Origin of the sequence: Streptococcus sp. HMSC072C09, assembly GCF_001813105.1 — a bacterium.
Classification (GTDB): domain Bacteria; phylum Bacillota; class Bacilli; order Lactobacillales; family Streptococcaceae; genus Streptococcus.
This window is the reverse complement of sequence record NZ_KV811488.1, coordinates 104599-124331: the sequence shown is the minus strand read 5'-3', so window position 1 is coordinate 124331 and position 19733 is coordinate 104599. Positions and strand designations below refer to the sequence as shown.

The window sequence follows — 19733 nt, the reverse complement described above, 5'->3', positions numbered from 1 at the left end:
ATCATCTGTTGGTGTTCTCTTCATTTTTAGATTTCTGAAAAAACCTCTTGTCCATGTATCAGTAGGTACCCTTTAACTCTATTTTTCATGAACATTGTTTTATAAACAGTAGATTACAGTCTTAATATATATGGAGATATACAACTGTTCTATATCAACGTATATTCATACAACTTTTCATCTACTTTCTGAAATCCCAAAGCCAAAAACATTCTTTGACTTTGGGTATTAAAAGGATAAATTTGAGCAGTTACCTTAACCATCTCTTTTTCTTTGGCCAGCTGTATCATTTTAGAAATACATCGTCTTCCGATCTGTAAATTTTGATACTCTTTGCTGATCACTATAGAAAGTTCTGAGTTATCTTGAAGTGTCACATCTCCAACTAACACTCCCTCATATTGGATATAATAGCAAGAACCATGTGAAGTTAGGTAATCATACATTTTATGAAGTTTTATTAGATCGTAAATCTGTTCAGTATTATCAACTTGTTTGCAAACCTCACTATCTTGATACCAAAGAAGGGAGATCTCATCATTCCTATAATAAGGAATAAGCACTATCTGATCATCTACTATTCTATTCATCATGACTTGTTCTTATTTCTATTTAGACGCTTCCTTTGATACTTCAATATTCCCCATCAACCAATTGGCCATCTTTTGGCTCTTGCTTTTATAAGGGTTAGGGTGAAACAAGGTAAAAGGGGGAATGCTGGCATCGGGGAAGGATAATTCTACTCTTAACGTCCTCTCAGGGTTATCATCAGCATAGGCTGTAAAATAGATATGGTAATGTCCACTTACATCACCACCATTATCATACTCTCCTCTAGCAGTATTTGGCAATAAGGTCACGGACTTTATGCCTTGCTTTTCCTGGGCTAAGTGTGCGATGATCTCACTCTTAATAGCAGCTTCATGATTTCTAATGAAATTACTATCATCACTATATCAAGGATGCTCACTAAGAGAATAGAAAACAAGGACCATCAGAAAAGGTAGAGAAATTAAAAAAATAATCAGCTTATTGGATTTTAACATGGGGGTCCCTCATCCTACTTATAAAAAATCTTGACCCAATCCTGCTTTGCACTGAATATACGGGCAACATACACCCTATGCTTCTCCATATAATAAAATGCGAGATAGTTCTCTATTGGCATATAACGATAGGGTTTTCCATCATTCGTCATCTCACCATAGCCCCGGCTTGATACCAGAGGACAGGATTCTGGAAAGAGTTCTAGGGTCTCAAGAGCACTTAATAGCAAATCAACTTTGCCATCTGCAGCTTGCTGGCTATAAAAATTCACAAGAATATAGTCGTGAATGTCACGCAAGTCCTGCTTAGCACGATCTGCAAGAAAGACCTGATAGCGCTTCAAGTTAGTCAAGACTAAATTCCTTTCTCACATCGGCTACAGAAGTAACTTTTCCTTGAGCGATTTCCTGGTGCCCCACTAAAATCTCCTTCTTTAAATCTTCAAAGGCTACCTGATACTGTTTGTCCTGCAAATCACTCGAAACAAATTCTTCTGGATCCACAGTCCCGTTGGCAACTTTTCGAAGTACTGCATTTAGGACATCTGACACAGAAATTTTTTGATCTGCAAGTACCTCTTTTGTTTTCTGGTAAAACATCTCATCTGCTCGAAAATTCACTGCTTTCGTGTTTGCCATTTCTACCTCTCCTTTGTACATACAATTTGTATATACATTCTACCATACGAAAGAGAAGGGATTCAAGTGAAAAATGGATTCTTCTTTCACTAAATCTAATTAAGAGATACCGTTAGTTAATCTATATTCTTTCTCTCGTGTCATCTGATACCTCTTAGAATCAACAATTTAAGTAGATTCCACATCTTAACTTAACAACTCCAAGTAATTGTAGTCAATTATATTAGATATATTTTATTAATTTCTTTATAGTAAATTCCTATTTCTCTAGCCAAAAGAACGCTTGGTTTAACATCTCTTTTGCTTGTCCAATGATACACGGTCCATGAGAAATAATAATATTCTTAGGATCCCATTTTTTTATTTTGTGATAACTCCTCAAAGCTTGTTTTTTACCAAAAAAGAAACTCATTCTTAAATCTCTTGGTGTTTTACCATTTGGATAGTGATTATCACCTATTTTAAAAAGTAGCTTTTCAAAAAGCGATAAATTCTCAGCTTCTATATTTTCAATAAGATCCGTTAAAATTAGAGTTGAACTTTCAGTATGGAAAAAAACAACCTCTTTCACATAAAAACTTCCCTCAAATATCGTAAAAAGAATTTCTTCGTTCCAATTGGCTTTCTCTAGTTCATGACCATAATATAAATTCATTCCCGATTTTCTGGCACGCTTTTGAACACCACTAGCTAGCCATACTTCTGCTTCCGGAAATAGTTCGTGCCACTCATTTATATAACTATAATGTAAGACATTGGGTGCAATAAGGTGTTTTACCTCACCTAATTGCTTGATTTCAAAAAGTAAATTATCACTAGGATTAATCGGCGAATGCACCCAAAGACCACCATTCTGCAGACGGATAACTGTCATTCTAGTTGAAAAAGGCACTTTGAAGAGTTTGAAATTCATCAGTACTTCTTCCCCATCTACAATCCAGAGGTTATCTGCTATCTTTTTTAATGAATTGAGCGGACTATATTTTTTGACTTCCATGAAACTCTGCTTTCTAAATTAATAAAGTATAATCAATCGTTATTCTCCAAAAATGGTACCACCAAATCAATCCATTCTTGAGGTAGGTAAGCCGATAAATAGCCGTGGTTATAGCCCTTTGCTTCATACAAGATCGTATTTGGATGTAGCTGCTGAAATAATTTTGCCGATGCTTTCACACAGTTTAATTCTTTTTCACCATAGATATACAGAACTTTCGCCTTGCTAGCAGAAATTGTGTCCTTCAACTTGTAACACCCCATATAGGTTTTGTAAATGGTCACCAATGTTTTGATAGGTGTCCTTGGCAAATCCTCCAAATAATAAGCTTTTATTTCCTCTGGATAAGCCAGTTTAGGATAGAGTTTGTCCATCATGCTTAATTGAAGTTTGCAAGAGAATTTACTGAACATCAGTTTACCAAATAGAGCTACTAGAAAGATGCTGATTTTAGCTAACCTTGGTTGAGGAATACAGAGGCTTCCATCTATGATAACCTTCTCAGCTATCTCGCTGTCTAATGACAAAAGTTCCATGGCAATTTGACCACCAAGAGAAACGCCACCGATCGCAAACAACTTCCCACCACAGTTTGCTTTGATATAGTCTAGGATCTCAAAAGCAGAATCTTCCGTAGAAACATAATCGATGTGATATTCTTCGCCGTGGCCATTCAAAGTGGGTAGAATAACACGGTAGTCTTCTGACAAAATCCGTGCTTGACGAAGATAATTCCACCAAGAACTGCCACCGCCATGTATCAGCAAGATAGAAGGCAAATTCCTATCACCAAATTCATGGAATTTCATGTTTAAACTCCTTACTATACCAGTTTAACTTGTATTGATTAAAATCACCCATATTAAAGATAGTCAGATGTGTTTAAATTTGGGCAAATAATCGTGTCATATTTTCCAAAAATGATATTCCAACGTTTACATTATTCAGTCTTCTTCTTGTTCAAGTACCAACTAGGAATGATTTGATTCATATCATCATACCATTCTAAAATTTCCTTAGCTTGTTGTTGCATTACTGATATTTCTTCAGCTCCGTAAGGTACAGCCCATGACAGAGCACCAACTATGTTATTTAGAATATAGATAGCGAGAAGCTTCCAAAATAAATCCGGAACCTTATGATCAAAATATCCATCTATCATACCAGACGCAAAAGAGGAAGAGACTTGAGCAGACCATACAATACGATTGAATTCCTCCCAAGGATCCCCAAGATCAAATCGATCAAAGTCAATGACATAAATTTTACGATCTACACCAATCATGAAATTTCCTATATGATAATCTCCATGTTGGAAAACCTGAGGTCTATCTTTTAACAATTCTCGATTTGCATTTAAAAAATCAATAAAGATCTGACCATTTTCATATTGAACGGGACATTCTTTGTATTTGGAGATTTTGTCATCAATTTTTCGATTATAAAAGACCTCCCAATCTTCACGAACTTCTGTAACAGGAAGTGAATGAATTTTTCGAAGTATACTTCCTGCTTCTACTCCATAAGTATATTGTTGTTCTTTCGAAACAGTTAAAATGGTTTCTCGAGCATCTTTCCCGTCTATCCATTCGTGTAAAGAATGTACTTCGTCATCGCAGAGTTCTATGCTAATTGGCTTACACATCGGAATTCCAAGAGAAGCCACTTTCTCCATCATATCAAATTCAAATTTTTTAGAATCTAACTTCTCCTTATCAGAAACACGCAAGAAATATTTTTGCTGATTTTGATCTGTCACACAATATTTTTTATCATCTGACCAGCCTTTATTTATGGTTATCTTACTACTAAAATTCATCACGCACTCTCCGATTCACTTTCCAACACTTCTTGCAGTTTTCACTAGTAACCCATCCAGTTTGTCTACACTTTAGTTTCCAATATGTAAAAATATCTTAATAATACGCTATCTAGTTGCTTTCCCTAATAATAAAGTTAAAATGTGTCTCACCGTATCTGAAAGCTGATAAACTAAATCGATATAAAATTCAGTTGATGATTTAATAATCATATCAATTGTTTTCATACTTTCTACTTCCTAATCAACTTTCAAATATATAGCGTTTTCATTATTTTCTTATCCTATTATATCATTATTCAAAATAAAAAACTGCAACTTACTAGTTGCAGTTAAACACAGATTTTCTTCCGTTCCTACTAGAAATTTATAAGTTAACATTTAGAATTTGTTCAGTTATCAAAGTTCATTTAGCTTTCTACTATGTAAGATTCTTGCTTGATAGCGGAGTAAATTTTCTATTCTACACCAAAAGCAAAAAGGATATATTTTTAATAAATTCCATTTGAAAACAATTCCTGTTCTATTATAGTAATGGTAATTCTAACTTTACACTTGCACCATGTTTATCCGAGTTGTTTTCTAATATGATGCGTCCATTATGTAATAACATTATTTTCCAAGAATTATATAAACCTAAACCATAGTTTGTAGCTGAATGTCTACTCTTATCTCCACGGTAAAATTGCTCCGTTCCTCGTTTTAAATCCTCATTAGAAAATCCTGGGCCTTCGTCTATCACAGATATTGAAAGTATCTTATCTGTAGTCATTATTAGTAATTCAATGTTGGATTTGTCTGGTGAATATTGAATAGCATTACTAAATATATTTTGAATGACTCTTTCAAATAATTGTATATCTATCATTACATCTGAATCTTCACAATTAATAGATTTAGATATAGTACGGTCATGTATTAGTGTAATCTCTCTCGCTATTTCACTAACTCTTTCGATTATTTCTGACACCTTTACTTTTTGTAAATTCAACGAGTTTAATTTAATTGACTGATTCATCTCCATCAGAGCTTTTGTATAATCTGATATACGTGTTGAATTTTTTATAATGTACGCTACATAATCTTTTTGTTCATCAGTTAGATCAGTTACCTTTAACAATTCAGCATTACCTTGGACAATAGAAACCGGAGTTTTTAAGTCATGCATTAATGCCGATATCTGACTTCTCTTATTCTCTTCTTTAATCCAATTCTCTCTTAATGAATCACTTAAGGCTTTTTTCATTATATCAAGGCTATTTAAGACATCATTAAATTCTTTGATATTTGAACTTCCTATTTCAAAGTCTAATTCATGGTTGGCGATTTTATCTGATGCATCTAGCATTGGAGATAATTGCCTTGTTATTCGTTTTGCCCAGATTAGAGTAGCCACAAATGCACTCATTAAAAAGAAAATGATTAATAAAAATATTAATAGTAAATCTATGCTAGGGAAATATTTTTCCATCCAATCATTATTGTAGCGTGGCTCTAGTGAATAATGGATTAATACATATCCATCATTCCTTTTAAATTCTATAAATGAAGAAGATGGAGTTGAAAATCCCTCATGATTGTGAAAATTCTTAGCTTTCAGTTGAATAGCTTCATCCATATTAGTTTTTATCACTTCACCATCTGGCGATAAAAACATATAGCTAGCTCCTTTAGGTATCAATGCTTCATCAAAGTCAATTTTATTTAAAATTTTATATTTATCTTTTTGTAATAAATTTTCTGTATGGTTAGCCGGAACAATCAAACCAACACTATAAAACGCTGTAAAAGTTAATAAAGCTAGTACGATGGCACATCCTAAACCAACTCCAACAGTCATTAAGTATTTAAGAAATACTATTTTGAGCGACTGTCCTTTTCTAATTAATTCCATTTATAACCAATCCCCCAAACTGTAGAAATTGGATTTTCACCAAATTTTAAGAACTTTGCTCTAATATTTTTTACATGTTCTGATATGGCAGAAGAATCACCAATCCCATCAAATCCAAAAATCATTTCATATATTTGTTCTCTTGAAAAAACTTGTCCCTTTCTCTTTGCTAAAAGTTTAGAAATTTGATACTCAGACTTTGTCAGATGAATTTCTTCTTCCTTCACAAATACTTGATTGGAGGATAAATCAAATCTTATATTCCCTAGGTTTAAACTCGAATGTTTTTCTCTTTGTTCTCTTCTCAGATGAGCTTCTACCCTTGCTAACAATTCACCAACACCAAATGGTTTGGTAATATAGTCATCTCCTCCACTTAATAAGCCATCTACTATATCCGTTTCCATTGCTTTTGCAGTTAAAAAGATAATCGGACAATCCACTTTGCTACGTATATTTTTACAATAGCTGATTCCATCAACCTCTGGCATCATTACATCAAGTAATATTAAGTCATATTTCCCCAAACTATTTTCATCAATATCTACCGTGGTTTGGTAAATATCAACAATATGATCTCCTTTTATTAAAATATTCTTGATTAGAGTCAGCATATCTAATTCATCATCTATAGCAAGAATTCTTGCCATACCAAACCACCTCCATATTTATAAATATTTTATTATTATTATACCATATTCCATTTACAAATACATTTAGAGCTATTATTCACTGATTGACTTTCCACCCCACCTATTGAACCATAATAAAGAGCCAGTAAAAATGACTACTGTAATAGGTATTGCTACATAGCCCCACATGGTAAACTCTTTAATTAAATATGAGCTATCAGCCAATTCACTTCCAACAATATATGTTGCAGATAATCTCGATGCCCAAGTACAAGGTAAATAATACCAGATATTTTCACCTAAATTGGTTATTGAAAGTAAAGCAATCAACGTTTCCACAAATCCCAATCCAATAGATGCACCACCACCTAACATAAGTGATACGCATAAATGAATCATATATGTAGATAAACATCCTATAAAAACTAATAATAATTCAATTAACCAAGCCATAGTCGCTTGATTACCAAATAGCATTGCAAATATAAAAACTGCTAAACTTATAGAAAATAGAAAACTCAATAAGAGCATTATAAGTTTTCCGCCATAAGCCTTGCTTCTGGATTTTGTAGTTGATAGAATCACTTGAAATCGTCCAGCACTTGCTTCCATGTCAACAACCTTAGATGTGATAGCACCAAATATTATTGGTAAGATAGCACCTAAAAGCACAAAATAATTCAGTATGATATCCATATCAGAAAAATTTTTTAGACTTGTAAATGTTGCTGCTCCATAAAATATTAGTGCATATAAAACAGGTAAGATAAAGTGAGCCCAGGGAATCCATGTATGCTTCAATTTATAAAACTCTGATTTTAATATTTTCATCATTACTTCACCTCTTGCTTAGAAAACCATTTTGCAGTAATGAAAGTCAATAATGTAAACAAACATATTGATAAAATACAAGGAACAAGTAAGGATGTGTTTAAAATCATTGGATCTGATACTTCTGTTGGGATACCGTTCGGTAAAATACGCATAACGGGTACCATCAATCTAATCCCCCAAGAATAAGGGCAATAAATCCACATAGAACCGTCAGCTAACAAAATTCCTAACACAAGACCTAATACAGCGTTTACTACAATGCTTGCTATAAACCCAAACTTTTTAGCCAGGAAAAAACAAAATGGAACTTGCCATATGTTAGTTATAACCAATAATACACTTGCGAATAATAATGTCGTGAATGCATAGTTTCCTGTTAATTGTTCTCCAATGAAAAATTGAAAAACAAATACTCCTAGCATATGCAAAATAGCAGTTATACTTAGATAAATTGAAGCTGTTAATATTTTTGAAATCCATATCGTTTTTAAATCAATATTGAGTGGAAAAATTGCTCGGTAGTTTAATTTTCTCTCTTCTTTTCTATGCATCATTGCTGGTATTAAAGCGAAAGTTGCTGGCATAATCATCACATACCACCAATTATATGCATTTACACTAAAATATAATGGCATTAATACAAACGCAACAAGTAAAGATATAATTGGTGCAATAAATAATATCTTCAACAAAAAACTGTGTTTGTGTTTCAAAGTTTCTGCAAAAATATAATTTTTCATTAATCTATACTCTCTTTCCATTCTTTACAACATCCATAAAAAGTTCTTCTAAATTTTCATTATGATCAATGATGTTTTGATATTTTAATTCTCCATCATGAATAATTCCTATGTGATCTGCAGTATGTTCTACTTCTGCCAGAATATGGCTTGATAAAATCACTGTTATCCCTTTTTCAGGAAAACTACGTATCAAATCACGTAATTCTTGAATTCCTAATGGATCTAATCCGTTTGTCGGTTCATCTAGTATCAATAGTTTAGGATTATTTAATAAAGCAATTGCAATACCTAATCTTTGTTTCATCCCCAAAGAAAATTGACCGCTTTTCTTTTTTCCGGTATTTTTTAAATCTACAATTTCTAAAACTTCATCAATTCTTGCTTCAGGCAATCCAAGTAATAATGTTCTAACTTTAAGATTTTCTCTTGCACTTAAATTTTCGTATAAGGGTGGCATCTCGATTAAAGCACCAATATCTGATAAATCATTTCTACTCCATTCATGTCCTTCAAACATAATTTCACCTGACGTCTTGTGTAACATACCTGTAATCATCTTTAATGTCGTAGATTTACCTGCACCATTAGGTCCTAGTAATCCATATACTGAATTTTCCTCAATTTTTAATGACACATTATTTACAGCTTTTTGTTTTCCAAAAACTTTTGTTAGCTCATTTGTTTCTAAAATATATTTGTTCATATTTTATTCCTCCTTTAATCTTGTAAATAGTATAAAAAATAATTTTAAGGATTCTGTAAGGAAAAAATATTTTTAAAAAGTAGCAAGAAAATTCTAATATATTAAATGTTTTGCATTTTTTTCTTTAGTCTTTTATGCCATATTTCATATACTTCATAAATAAAAAAGGCAGAACCAGAGTTCTGCCATAAATAACCATTATTTATCTTACAACTTCAATCTCCACCTTACTCTAAATCAAATTTTAAGGAATTGAAGTATTCTCTTTTTAATCCTATAGATATGCCTATTCTGTTCGAGTTTCAGCTAAATATATTCTCCATTCAGCTAATTCTTCAGGCAAATCATAAACAGTTTTTCCATTACATTCATAGATTTCAGAGATTCCTGGTGAGGTCTTAGAAAAAGTTTTCCAAGCTGTCACTAGTTCTTCTACAAATTGAATATTATGAGGTTCAAAAAAGTCATTAAATTTCGATAGTTCTTTACTATAAATTGTCACAACATTATAGCTATCAAGCATGATCTCATCATGACTTTTATGCCCACCAAATCCAAACTTACTTAGTCCATCATTAACAAGCAAATCACCGTATCTAATCAACAGTTCTAGGCATTCCTCTCTTGAACAACCATCAATATAATAAACATCCTTATGGGATTCCTTGATAATATTCTTTGCTATTACTTTTTCTCTATCAATACTGACAGGCAATTCCAAAATAAAAAACAAGGGCTCGTCATGAATCGCAATAAAGTGTTGAAAAACCTCTAATATTTTTTCTGAGTGTACATTCGCCATCAAATGATGTTCAGTTAACTTTGTAAATGATTCAAACAGGTTTTCTACCAAGGTAACTCGGTGACCTTTTACTAAATTCAACATTATGCGTCCTCCAGAGTATTTAGACAATATCCACATTTATAATTACATTATACCATTAAACCCCTAAAAAGACTGCAACTTCCCAGTCACAGTCTCTTATAAATCTACCTCAGTTCCTTCAAGGAAAGTTATTACAATTTGTCCAGCTTCTGAAATAGATTGATAGCATGTCAGACTATAGTATCCAGAAGCCATACTTGAACTATTACTCTGATTCTTACCCTCTATTCGATTAGAGAAGCTACCTTCACGCTTTTCATTATTTCTTTCGTTCACTTTTAAGAGCAGAGAAACACTCTCAGCGGTTCGCTGTTACCGTATCGTTTCGTCGTAAATTCCTTACTCTAAGACAGCTGTCCCATGGGCAGAACATCTTCTTCTACCTCGCTGATGCTTCAGCTCGTACAAGCAGTGATACCGCCTCAACGTGAGTTTTAGAGGACTAAATGGAGTCTGAATTGCCTGATAGAGATGTAGTATTGATTAAGCAATCAACAAATAATGTACAAAACAAAAATAAAGTACACTGCTTAATGAGTGTACTTTATCCTTCTAATTCAGTTTTATCAATGGTTTAGCTCTAGTTAAGTCGATTAGTTAAATGAATTTAGACTATTGCTTTTTATAACGACCATAAATTGTATGCTTAATGCTATAATTTATCTTCCAAATCTACTTCTTCATAATTTATCGGAATTAAAGCAACTTCACTGCTTAGAGTAGATTGTTTTTCATTTTCACTTATTTGAATGGCATTTTTTAATGAAAAAATAACTTCTCTTACAAGATTTAATAAATCTAATGTACACTCTTGCAATTCAATTTCAGTTAGATATAATCTGCTTTCGTCATTGTCTTTATTTACATCAATAAAATTCAATGTAATATTAGTAAATCTATGCTCTAAATAATTTCTAATAGTTTTTAATAGCTTTGCGTGTGGATTTGCTGTTAAAGAATTATCACCATTATCAAAATCTTTCGATATCCAGAATATAGAAGACAAACCAATATTTTTATCCAACAATTTATTTAAATTACTATTTGTTCTCCAGATTGAATGAAAATTTACTTGTCGAGGCATGATTTTTAGACAATAATATTCATTTATAAGCATTGCTACTTTATCTAATAATGAATATAGTGTTTTAAAAGCTGCTTTTAATCCTTCAATTCTGATAGAGTATTGTACGTAGTCTAGACAATCAATAAGATTAACATACTCGTCAGCATAATGAACCGAATCAATCTCAATGCTATTAAAACAGAGATAACGCGCATAAACATATTCTTGCTTAATTTGATTAAACATAGAAAAATATTTGTTTAAATCTTTATCTGATTGAAATAATAAACTTGGTAGTAAAAGATTATCATCATATCTATTTATATCGTCAGCTTGTAAGTCATTAAGTGGATTAAGATACAGCCCGTTGTTCCAACACCATTCGCGATACTTTTGTGAATTAGGATTATAATCGATGGTTTTACAAGAGCATTCATCTAAGTCTTTATAATTAAGATATTGTTCGTAAAGTTCAATAAATCGCTTTTCTGCATAATCAACTCTGTTTGGATCTGAAACAGTTATACTTGTTTCTATTAAATTTTTAATTTTTTTAATAAAGTGAAGATGTTCGTTATCATTCAAAAAATTACGATAATGATGTAGACAAATAGCCAAGTTACCACTAGCCATTGTGAATCTTGGATTGATTTGTATACATTTACAATACATCTTAATAGCTAACTGTTTTCTACCACAAGCATCTAATAGATTTGCGTAATTGGTGTATAGTGAACATAATAATGGGTGAATAAAGCTATTGTTCTCAGGATCTATATCAATATTATTTGAAATTTCGATAGCTTTTCTAAAGTAATAAATTTGTTGAACTGTACAATCGGTATCTATGTTGAATACTAGGTTATTACTTAGTTCAAATATATCACCATATGCTGTCCCAATAGAATAAAATAATTGAATTTTGGAAATATCATCAATAGTATTTTCCATATTTTTTCCAAATTCTATTAGTCTATAGATTTCCACTATATTTTTATGTTTAAAAGCATTATCGAAATCCTTTGACAATTTAAGTACACTATGATTAATTGGATTATTTGTTAACATCTTCATCCTAAATATTTCGATTTTAAATTTGATTTTCCTTTATTTTCTTGTTCTTCAACTAACATATCAGATAAAAACTCTTTTATCATATTAAGATTAAGAAAAATTCGAGTTGCAATAAATTTAAGTTATAATACCTTATATAAATTATAAATAGGGTAAACCTGATATCTTTCTTGAGTTTCTTTATCTAACTTAGTCCAAAATAAATCAGCTTGTGGTTTTGATTTTAATAACACTGATGCACCAAAACAAATTTCATCATTATCTTTATTATTTAATAAAATATTAGTAAGCTTCTCTATTTCAGTATTATCTAATTCACGATTTCTATATTTAATTTGAAGATCATTTATGATGCTTATGCTATTTTCTTTTATATGGTTCATGTTCCAGTCAGAAAGACGTTGAGCCCAGTTAAGCAACTGTTCTTTTTTTGAAACTTCTTCTGTCATATCGGCTGCAGCAACTATTTTTATTATGGTATCGTCAGCACACACGTTTTCTACACTACAGTCAACTAATCTTTGGTATGAGGCAATAACCGAATCAAAGTTACAGTTATCAATTGTTAACCAATCTTCGGGCCTAAAAACCTCAAATAAAGAAATATCCTCATCCTCGCCTCTCCTGCACCAAGGAGTTTCAGTGAAAATATCTATCATAGTTCCATTATTACCTTCATGAAATGCATATAGAGTACTAATATGTATGTTAGCAATCTTAAGATTAAACAATTTCGATTCCTCGTAATTTAACGCCACCTTGTTTTTTAATACTAGACCTGAATTAAGGATATTTAAATTTCTTTGAGATTGTTCATTAAAGAGGGATAAATCAAGCTCTTTTTTTATCCCCATTTTCTTTATGAAATTTGATATTTTCGACAATTCTTTTATATGGCTATCTAAATCAAGCGAATTAATATCCGATAAAGACCGTTCATCTAGTTCTATACTAATACCATTGAGTGTGAAAAATCCTACTTTTCCTAGTTCTTTAAGTGCCTGAGTACACTTTATAGCATCTGACAGCATATTAGGTCTTGAATAATTAAATTTAGGTTGAGCTTTCCCATTGTTAAAGGATATTTTAAAACCTTCCCCAAAATGAAGCTGTACCTCTCCGTCAGGAAAATAATGTCTCTCTATATCTTCAAAAATATAATCTCCTATCTCAATAATTAAATCTGTTGCTTCGAAAGTTTCAACAATCTCTATTGAATTTTCAAGTGGAATTTCGATGGCAGTTTCAGGATCCCTAAGATAAAGAAAGAGGTCGTGTTCCTTCTGGTAATTAAATATTCCTTCATGCCCCTGACCATAAAAGTAAAGCTTGATCTCTTTATTATTGGGTATATTTTCAATTGACATCCCATCGATATTTATAAAACTATGCTGTTTCTGACTATTAGTAACAAAATCAACTAACATCGAATAAATTTTTTGTTCATCTAGTTTATGAATCTGTACCGAAAGTGTTTTATAATTTGCAGACTTATTTTTTAATTTACTTCTTTTAATTATTTTCTTTATAGAAAAAGGTGGCAGTGATTTATAATAAATATCTTTTAAATTGCTATTCTCATCTAACCAAACTACGAATAAAACTACCCCACCGTTTTTTGAATACAATTCTAAATCACGCATATCTACTGGGAAAGATTTCATTGAATTGTTCTTACGTTTAGTTGCTTTAATTTGGACAGGTACTCTCCCAAATATTTCGCTCTTTTTCTCACTAGCATTTTTAAGAACATGAATTTCCCCATCCCACGCTGGAGTTTTATCATTGTTATCGAAATAAGTCTGAAGCAACTTATTTCTGTTAATAAATGTTGCCAGATATGAAACGCCTAACGTTTCAATTTGTCTATTATTTGCCAAATTATCACCTCATAACATAACACTATGTATTATTTATTATACCATCAACAAAATAAAAATCTATATCTTGTGTTCAATTGAAACTTAAATAAGCTTCAAAAAATGTACAATTGAACCACCACTTCTTCTACACCTATTAGAGTCGAAAATGTACAAATCAATTTCTTCGATTAGATGATATTATGTACTAGAAAACATACAAAATAACACTCCAGAATAATGTACAAAATAAAAATAAAGTACACTATTTAAAGAATGTACTTTATGCTTCTAATTCAGTTGTATCAATGATTTAGCTCTTGTTAAGTCAATTGTACATAAACTTTTAGTTTTTATAGGTTTGTTTTGTATCTCTTTCTATCCTAGATCCCTTTTAAACACAATAAAATCAGCAAATCTCATGGATTTACTGATTGTTTTCTTCTGTAACTTATTTTTCTACATATCGAAATGGAATCTTGCTACCACAGAGCCAATTATAGACTCGATCATTGACTTGAACGTTCATAGCTTCGTGGGCATATTCTGGCATGATTAAATGCTCTTTTGGACATTCTAATCGATTATAAATGGCAAACTGCGTTTCAGGATAACAGACATCATCATCCAGCCCTGTAATCATGTGAACCTGTCCTTTGATGCGATGGGCAAAATTTTTCACATCAATATAGGCTAAAGTCTGCATCAAACGATCTTCGGTTTCGTGAAATGGATCATGGAACTTGAAATAACGGAAAAGCTCGTCATAGGCCTCGCTGGTGTTTCCAATCTCTAATACACGTCTGAAATCTGATAAGAATGGATAAATGGCTACCGTTCGTTGTATACGAGGATTCAATCCAGCAGCAACTAAAGCCAAGGCGCCACCTTGTGAGGCTCCATAGCTGGCAAGTCTGCTGTCGTCAACTTGAGGAAGGCTGGCTACAATTTCAATTAACTGGTAAAGATCTAAGTAGACATCCTTATAAAAGAGCTGATCCGGACCTTCCACGGCTCCGCGTATAATCTGTCCTTTTACCGTATTTCCAAGTGGTGAACGATCTCCGTCTGTTGAATAGCCTGACTGCCCTCTTACGTCCATAGACACAACACCATAGCCAGCTACTGTATAAGCCAGCATGTCGGACCAATCCCAACAACGGCCCATATAGCCATGAAAATGGAAAATAACGGGAACTTTTTGATCCGTTTTGGGGAGAACAACCCGCGCATAAACAAGCCCATCTCGTGTTCCTTTAAAGGTTAATTCATAACATTGAACATTTGGAATGCTGAAATCTCGTTCTTCGAGCTTGTATTCAGGCAGTTCAGTCATCTTTGCTAGGGCTTGATCCCAAAAGCTATCAAAATCATCAGGAACATCATCCCGTCCCTTGTAAACTTTCATTGTCTCTAGTAATTTAGGATCCTTCATAAAATCCTCCTTAGGTATGTGTAATCGCTACCAAAAATGTACCATATTTACTTAAGGATTGCAAGAGACAAATAAAAATTACATAACCGAAATTATGTAATTTAATTATAGATTCAAAAATAGACTTAATTGTTTCACTAGATCTGGATTAGTGGGTAAAGCTGAATGATGAGCCTTACGACCGTTTAAATTCACTTCTGTATAGGCCTGATTGTCAAAAATAGATTGTGCTGCTTGTGCGCTAGAAAGAGGGACGATGCCATCTGATTTTCCAGCAAAGCTACCGACAAAATTAAGGACTTGTACTTCTTTTCCCAGGCGATGCTTCCATTTTTGAAAATCGTCAAACATTTCTTGATTGAATTGGTAAGGACTGCCAATAATAGCCAACTTGCTGACGGTTACCTTCTTTTTCTCTAAAAAGCCACTTTCCAATAAACCAGTCAAAACCAGTCCACCATTAGAATGCCCTACTGCCTTGAACTCTGAAAAATGATAGTGATCAAGAAGGTAGGTTAGAGCTATCTTAAGGGATTCAACTTGCTGCTTGATATTGCTGTAGCCATCTCGATTGTTCTCAAAGCCAATCACAATCATCGGATTCGGCTCTTTCGTATTCAGTCTTCCTTCCATCTCTATAGACTCATCTTTGTTGACTTTTATTTTTAAAAGACTTTGCTTTTTTCTAGAAAATCGATGGAGCATGCGGATGGTTCCATTGAATCGCTGGATACTGGCTGAACTCCCAGGTACAAAGATAATCGGTCTGATCGGAGGTTTCTTCGACCCTTTTGGGAATTCAAAGGGCTTGCTGTGCGAAGAAAACAATCTTGCAAAGAAACGAATGACTTGTTGAAATAGTTTTTTTAACATGTTTCCTCTAGTAGTAGTTTCTAAAAGAACCCAGAACAGTGTGTTCCAGGCCCATATTAGAAACGATTATTTCCGTTTTTTCTTATTCTTGCGCATTTGTTTGGCCATCTTGTTCATCGCCCGTTTCATCATAAATTCGCCGGCTTTTCCTTTGAGACCACCACCAAACATTTGGCTCATATCAGGCATTCCAGCGCCTCCACCAAGAGCTGACAAGTCAGGCATGCCACCTTGTCCCATCATACCTTCGAGGGCAGACATATCAGGCATTCCACCAGGCATATTCTTCGGCATGTTATTTGGATTAAGCCCCATTTGTTTCATCATCTTGTTCATATCGCCAGAGAGGACGCCTTGCATCATCTGTTTGGCTTGGTTAAAGTCCTTGATGAATTTATTGACTTCGACAAAGCTATTTCCTGAACCAGCAGCAATCCGACGACGACGGCTTGGATTTAACAAATCTGGATTTTCTCGTTCAGCTGGGGTCATGGATGATACGATCGCACGTTTGCGAGCAATTTCTCGTTCGTCGACCTTGAGGTTCTTCATGGCTGGATTGTTGGCCATACCTGGAAGCATCTTGAGCAGGTCTTCCATTGGTCCCATATTTTGAACTTGGTCTAATTGATCAATGAAATCGTTGAAATCGAAGGTATTTTCCCGCATCTTCTCAGCGAGTTCAAGGGAGCGTTTCTCATCGTATTCTTGAGAAGCCTTCTCGATCAGCGTCAGCATATCCCCCATACCGAGGATCCGGCCAGACATACGGTCTGGGTGGAAGGTTTCGATATCAGTGATTTTTTCACCAGTACCAGTGAACTTGATTGGTTTCCCAGTAATCTGACGGACAGAAAGGGCTGCACCACCACGGGTATCCCCATCGATCTTGGTCAAAATGACCCCGGTCACTTCGAGTTGTTCGTTAAACTCACGCGCCACATTGGCTGCTTCTTGACCAATCATGGCATCGACAACCAAGAGGATTTCATTTGGCTCGGCAAGGGCTTTAACATCCCGCAACTCGCCCATAAGTTTTTCATCGATTTGCAGACGACCAGCCGTATCGATCAAGACATAATCATTGTGATTGGCTCTCGCCTGCTCCAAACCTTGACGAACGATCTCAACTGCAGGGACTTCTGTACCAAGTGAGAAGACAGGAACATTGATCTGTTGACCAAGGGTCTTCAACTGGTCGATGGCTGCTGGACGATAGATATCGGCCGCAATCATCAAAGGACGTGCGTTTTCTTCATTGACCAATTTGTTGGCCAATTTACCCGCAAAGGTTGTTTTACCAGCCCCTTGAAGACCGACCATCATGATAATGGTTGGAATCTTTGGAGATTTGATAATTTCTGCTGTTTCTGAACCCAAAATGGCTGTCAATTCTTCATCGACAATCTTGACGATTTGTTGGGCAGGGTTCAAGGTTTCGATGACTTCATGACCTACAGCCCGCTCGCGGACGCGTTTGATGAAGTCTTTTACAACAGGAAGGGCAACGTCGGCCTCTAAGAGGGCTAGACGAATCTCTTTGGTTGCCTCTTGGACATCCGCTTCAGAGATTTTCCCTTTCTTACGAAGATTTTTAAAGACGTTCTGTAAACGTTCAGTTAAACTTTCAAATGCCATTATTTTCTCCTATTTTTTCAATTCAGTGGAAATCGTCCGAAATGTTGCAAACATTCTAGTTCTTCGGGTGTGACTTCTTTCATGATTTCATTTGGATATCCCCAACAGCTAAAACCTATTTGCATAGCCTTGGAGATATCATTGGGCGAGATAATCTGTAGTCGAGTAGGAAATACTTCCTCTGCGACTAATAGTTTGCAAGGTATTCCTTGATAAATGACCAGACTGCCCATAATCACTCCCGATTGTCAATGCTTGATAAAATTTCAACCTGCTCTTGTAGAAAAGTATCTTCCGGATAGCGTTCTAAAATCTGATCAAAAATCTGGCTACGTACAATGTAATCGGAATACATATGGAGTTTCATTTCGTAATCTTCCAAAATCTTTTCTGTACGTTTAATATTGTCATAGACCGCTTGACGGCTCACTCCAAACTCTTCTGCAATCTCAGCCAAGCTGTAGTCATCTGCGTAATAGAGCTCGATATAATTCATCTGCTTGTCCGTCAAGAGCGCTGCATAAAACTCAAAGAGCGCATTCATTCGGTTGGTTTTCTCAATTTCCATACCTTTCATTATATCAAAAAAGCCCGCTAAAGACTAGCGGGACTTGATGCTTTTTGAGCTTGAAATAAGAGGATACATCATTAGAGTTTCAGTGCCAACATATTGACCGTCATCCCAGCTGCAGTTCCCATCAAGAAGGTGGTATCTCCTTCCTTCACATAGCCATGATCCAGTGCATAGGCTAGGCCGAAAGGCACGGCCACCGAAACCATATTTCCATAATCACTGACAATATTGAGGTATTTGTCTTTGCCAACTCCCAATTTGTCCATGACGAGTGGTAAGGCACGACTTGCTTGGTGAGGGATAATGTAGTCTACAGCATCTTTAGAAATGCCTGATTTCTCTTGGAATTCTTGGAACATTTCTGGAATAACACGGGCAGAAAGCAAAAGAATCTTCTTCCCTTTCATATCAAACATGAAATCAGTCTTGGTTGCTTCAGAGTACAATTTCGGATGATAAGCTGTCAAACCACCACGAATTTCAGTATCATGGGCTCCCTCAGACCAGGTACGTTGCATACTGGCAATGATTCCTTTATCTTCCTTTGTTGCTTCAAAAATAAAGGCTGCAGCTCCATCACTAAACAATTCAAAGCTTTCTTTTTGTTTGGGATTTAGCCCTAGGCTTCCTACTTCACTAGATACAATCAGAACCCGACGGTATTCACCACCTTCAATCAGATAAGAAACAGTGCTTAAAGCAGATACAAAACTGGTACAAGTGGTATTGATATCCATAGCAGGAATCGTCAGTCCCTTGGCCACGCGCTCATGGATCAAAGCAGCTGTACAAGGAATGGGCTGAACTCCAACCGCACTAGCCGAAACCAGGCAGTCGATGTCTGCCATTTCAAGCCCCGCATGGTTTAAAGCCACTTCAATCGCACGCGCTGCAAGATCAATCTGTGTTTCTTCTCCTTCTTTCACGCGGTAACGAGTCTGGTCTTTGAAAGTTACGGTATGAGCTGGAAGCGCTGTTCCATAGCCTTTAATTTGCAAATGTCTTTTTACAGTAGTCATAG

Annotated in this window: 20 protein-coding genes; all 20 read right to left on the bottom strand. The window is 34.5% G+C overall.

What is annotated here, in order from left to right; genetic code table 11:
• Window positions 1-149: 149 nt before the first annotated feature.
• Window positions 150-593 (bottom strand): GNAT family N-acetyltransferase, encoded by a 444-nt coding sequence (locus HMPREF2893_RS03005; protein WP_023917885.1) that lies wholly within the window; start codon window positions 591-593, stop codon window positions 150-152.
• Between the two features lie 467 nt (window positions 594-1060).
• The gene (locus HMPREF2893_RS03000; RefSeq protein WP_003003638.1) at window positions 1061-1399 is read right to left on the bottom strand and encodes a type II toxin-antitoxin system RelE/ParE family toxin; all 339 of its coding nucleotides are present in this window, start codon (window positions 1397-1399) and stop codon (window positions 1061-1063) included.
• The gene (locus tag HMPREF2893_RS02995; RefSeq protein ID WP_070674158.1) at window positions 1392-1685 is read right to left on the bottom strand and encodes a type II toxin-antitoxin system RelB/ParD family antitoxin; all 294 of its coding nucleotides are present in this window, start codon (window positions 1683-1685) and stop codon (window positions 1392-1394) included. The genes HMPREF2893_RS03000 and HMPREF2893_RS02995 overlap by 8 nt, the downstream gene beginning before the upstream one ends.
• Before the next feature lie 259 nt (window positions 1686-1944).
• Window positions 1945-2682: a DUF4336 domain-containing protein gene (locus HMPREF2893_RS02990; RefSeq protein ID WP_070674153.1), complete on the bottom strand. Its 738-nt coding sequence runs from the start codon at window positions 2680-2682 to the stop codon at window positions 1945-1947.
• Window positions 2683-2714: 32 nt separating this feature from the next.
• On the bottom strand, window positions 2715-3491 hold the full coding sequence (locus tag HMPREF2893_RS02985; protein WP_070674150.1) for an alpha/beta fold hydrolase: 777 nt from the start codon (window positions 3489-3491) through the stop codon (window positions 2715-2717).
• A 131-nt stretch (window positions 3492-3622) separates the two neighbouring features.
• The gene (locus HMPREF2893_RS02980; RefSeq protein ID WP_070674147.1) at window positions 3623-4501 is read right to left on the bottom strand and encodes an aminoglycoside phosphotransferase family protein; all 879 of its coding nucleotides are present in this window, start codon (window positions 4499-4501) and stop codon (window positions 3623-3625) included.
• 526 nt (window positions 4502-5027) lie between these two features.
• Window positions 5028-6395 (bottom strand): sensor histidine kinase, encoded by a 1368-nt coding sequence (locus HMPREF2893_RS02975; RefSeq protein ID WP_023918143.1) that lies wholly within the window; start codon window positions 6393-6395, stop codon window positions 5028-5030.
• Window positions 6386-7045, bottom strand: a complete 660-nt coding sequence (locus HMPREF2893_RS02970) for a response regulator transcription factor (RefSeq protein WP_004252839.1) — start codon at window positions 7043-7045, stop codon at window positions 6386-6388. Before HMPREF2893_RS02970 ends, HMPREF2893_RS02975 begins: the two co-directional genes overlap by 10 nt.
• A 75-nt stretch (window positions 7046-7120) precedes the next feature.
• Complete coding sequence (gene pcfG / locus HMPREF2893_RS02965) at window positions 7121-7861, bottom strand: lantibiotic protection ABC transporter permease PcfG (protein WP_049517878.1); 741 nt, start codon at window positions 7859-7861, stop codon at window positions 7121-7123.
• Window positions 7861-8601: a lantibiotic protection ABC transporter permease PcfE gene (gene pcfE / locus HMPREF2893_RS02960; RefSeq protein WP_004252835.1), complete on the bottom strand. Its 741-nt coding sequence runs from the start codon at window positions 8599-8601 to the stop codon at window positions 7861-7863. Before pcfE ends, pcfG begins: the two co-directional genes overlap by 1 nt.
• 4 nt (window positions 8602-8605) lie before the next feature.
• On the bottom strand, window positions 8606-9307 hold the full coding sequence (pcfF, locus tag HMPREF2893_RS02955; protein ID WP_004252834.1) for a lantibiotic protection ABC transporter ATP-binding protein PcfF: 702 nt from the start codon (window positions 9305-9307) through the stop codon (window positions 8606-8608).
• 286 nt (window positions 9308-9593) lie between these two features.
• Window positions 9594-10193, bottom strand: coding sequence for a hypothetical protein (locus HMPREF2893_RS02950; RefSeq protein ID WP_004252832.1), 600 nt, complete (start codon window positions 10191-10193; stop codon window positions 9594-9596).
• Between the two features lie 652 nt (window positions 10194-10845).
• Window positions 10846-12327, bottom strand: coding sequence for an LA2681 family HEPN domain-containing protein (locus tag HMPREF2893_RS02945; protein WP_004252828.1), 1482 nt, complete (start codon window positions 12325-12327; stop codon window positions 10846-10848).
• 128 nt (window positions 12328-12455) lie between these two features.
• Window positions 12456-14213 (bottom strand): DUF4365 domain-containing protein, encoded by a 1758-nt coding sequence (locus tag HMPREF2893_RS02940; protein WP_004252826.1) that lies wholly within the window; start codon window positions 14211-14213, stop codon window positions 12456-12458.
• Between the two features lie 430 nt (window positions 14214-14643).
• Window positions 14644-15627, bottom strand: a complete 984-nt coding sequence (locus HMPREF2893_RS02935) for an acetylxylan esterase (protein ID WP_070674146.1) — start codon at window positions 15625-15627, stop codon at window positions 14644-14646.
• Between the two features lie 105 nt (window positions 15628-15732).
• The gene (locus tag HMPREF2893_RS02930; protein WP_070665792.1) at window positions 15733-16500 is read right to left on the bottom strand and encodes an alpha/beta hydrolase; all 768 of its coding nucleotides are present in this window, start codon (window positions 16498-16500) and stop codon (window positions 15733-15735) included.
• A 66-nt stretch (window positions 16501-16566) separates the two neighbouring features.
• Window positions 16567-18138, bottom strand: coding sequence for a signal recognition particle protein (gene ffh / locus HMPREF2893_RS02925; protein WP_070674144.1), 1572 nt, complete (start codon window positions 18136-18138; stop codon window positions 16567-16569).
• Between the two features lie 17 nt (window positions 18139-18155).
• Complete coding sequence (locus HMPREF2893_RS11185; RefSeq protein WP_037606554.1) at window positions 18156-18371, bottom strand: hypothetical protein; 216 nt, start codon at window positions 18369-18371, stop codon at window positions 18156-18158.
• 2 nt (window positions 18372-18373) lie between these two features.
• A complete protein-coding gene (locus HMPREF2893_RS02915; protein ID WP_003001435.1) occupies window positions 18374-18706 on the bottom strand; it encodes a putative DNA-binding protein in 333 nt (110 codons plus the stop codon).
• An 80-nt stretch (window positions 18707-18786) separates the two neighbouring features.
• Window positions 18787-19731 carry a 3-oxoacyl-[acyl-carrier-protein] synthase III C-terminal domain-containing protein gene (locus HMPREF2893_RS02910; protein WP_070674141.1) on the bottom strand — a complete coding sequence of 315 codons (945 nt, stop codon included), beginning with the start codon at window positions 19729-19731 and terminating at the stop codon, window positions 18787-18789.
• Between the last annotated feature and the right edge of the window lie 2 nt (window positions 19732-19733).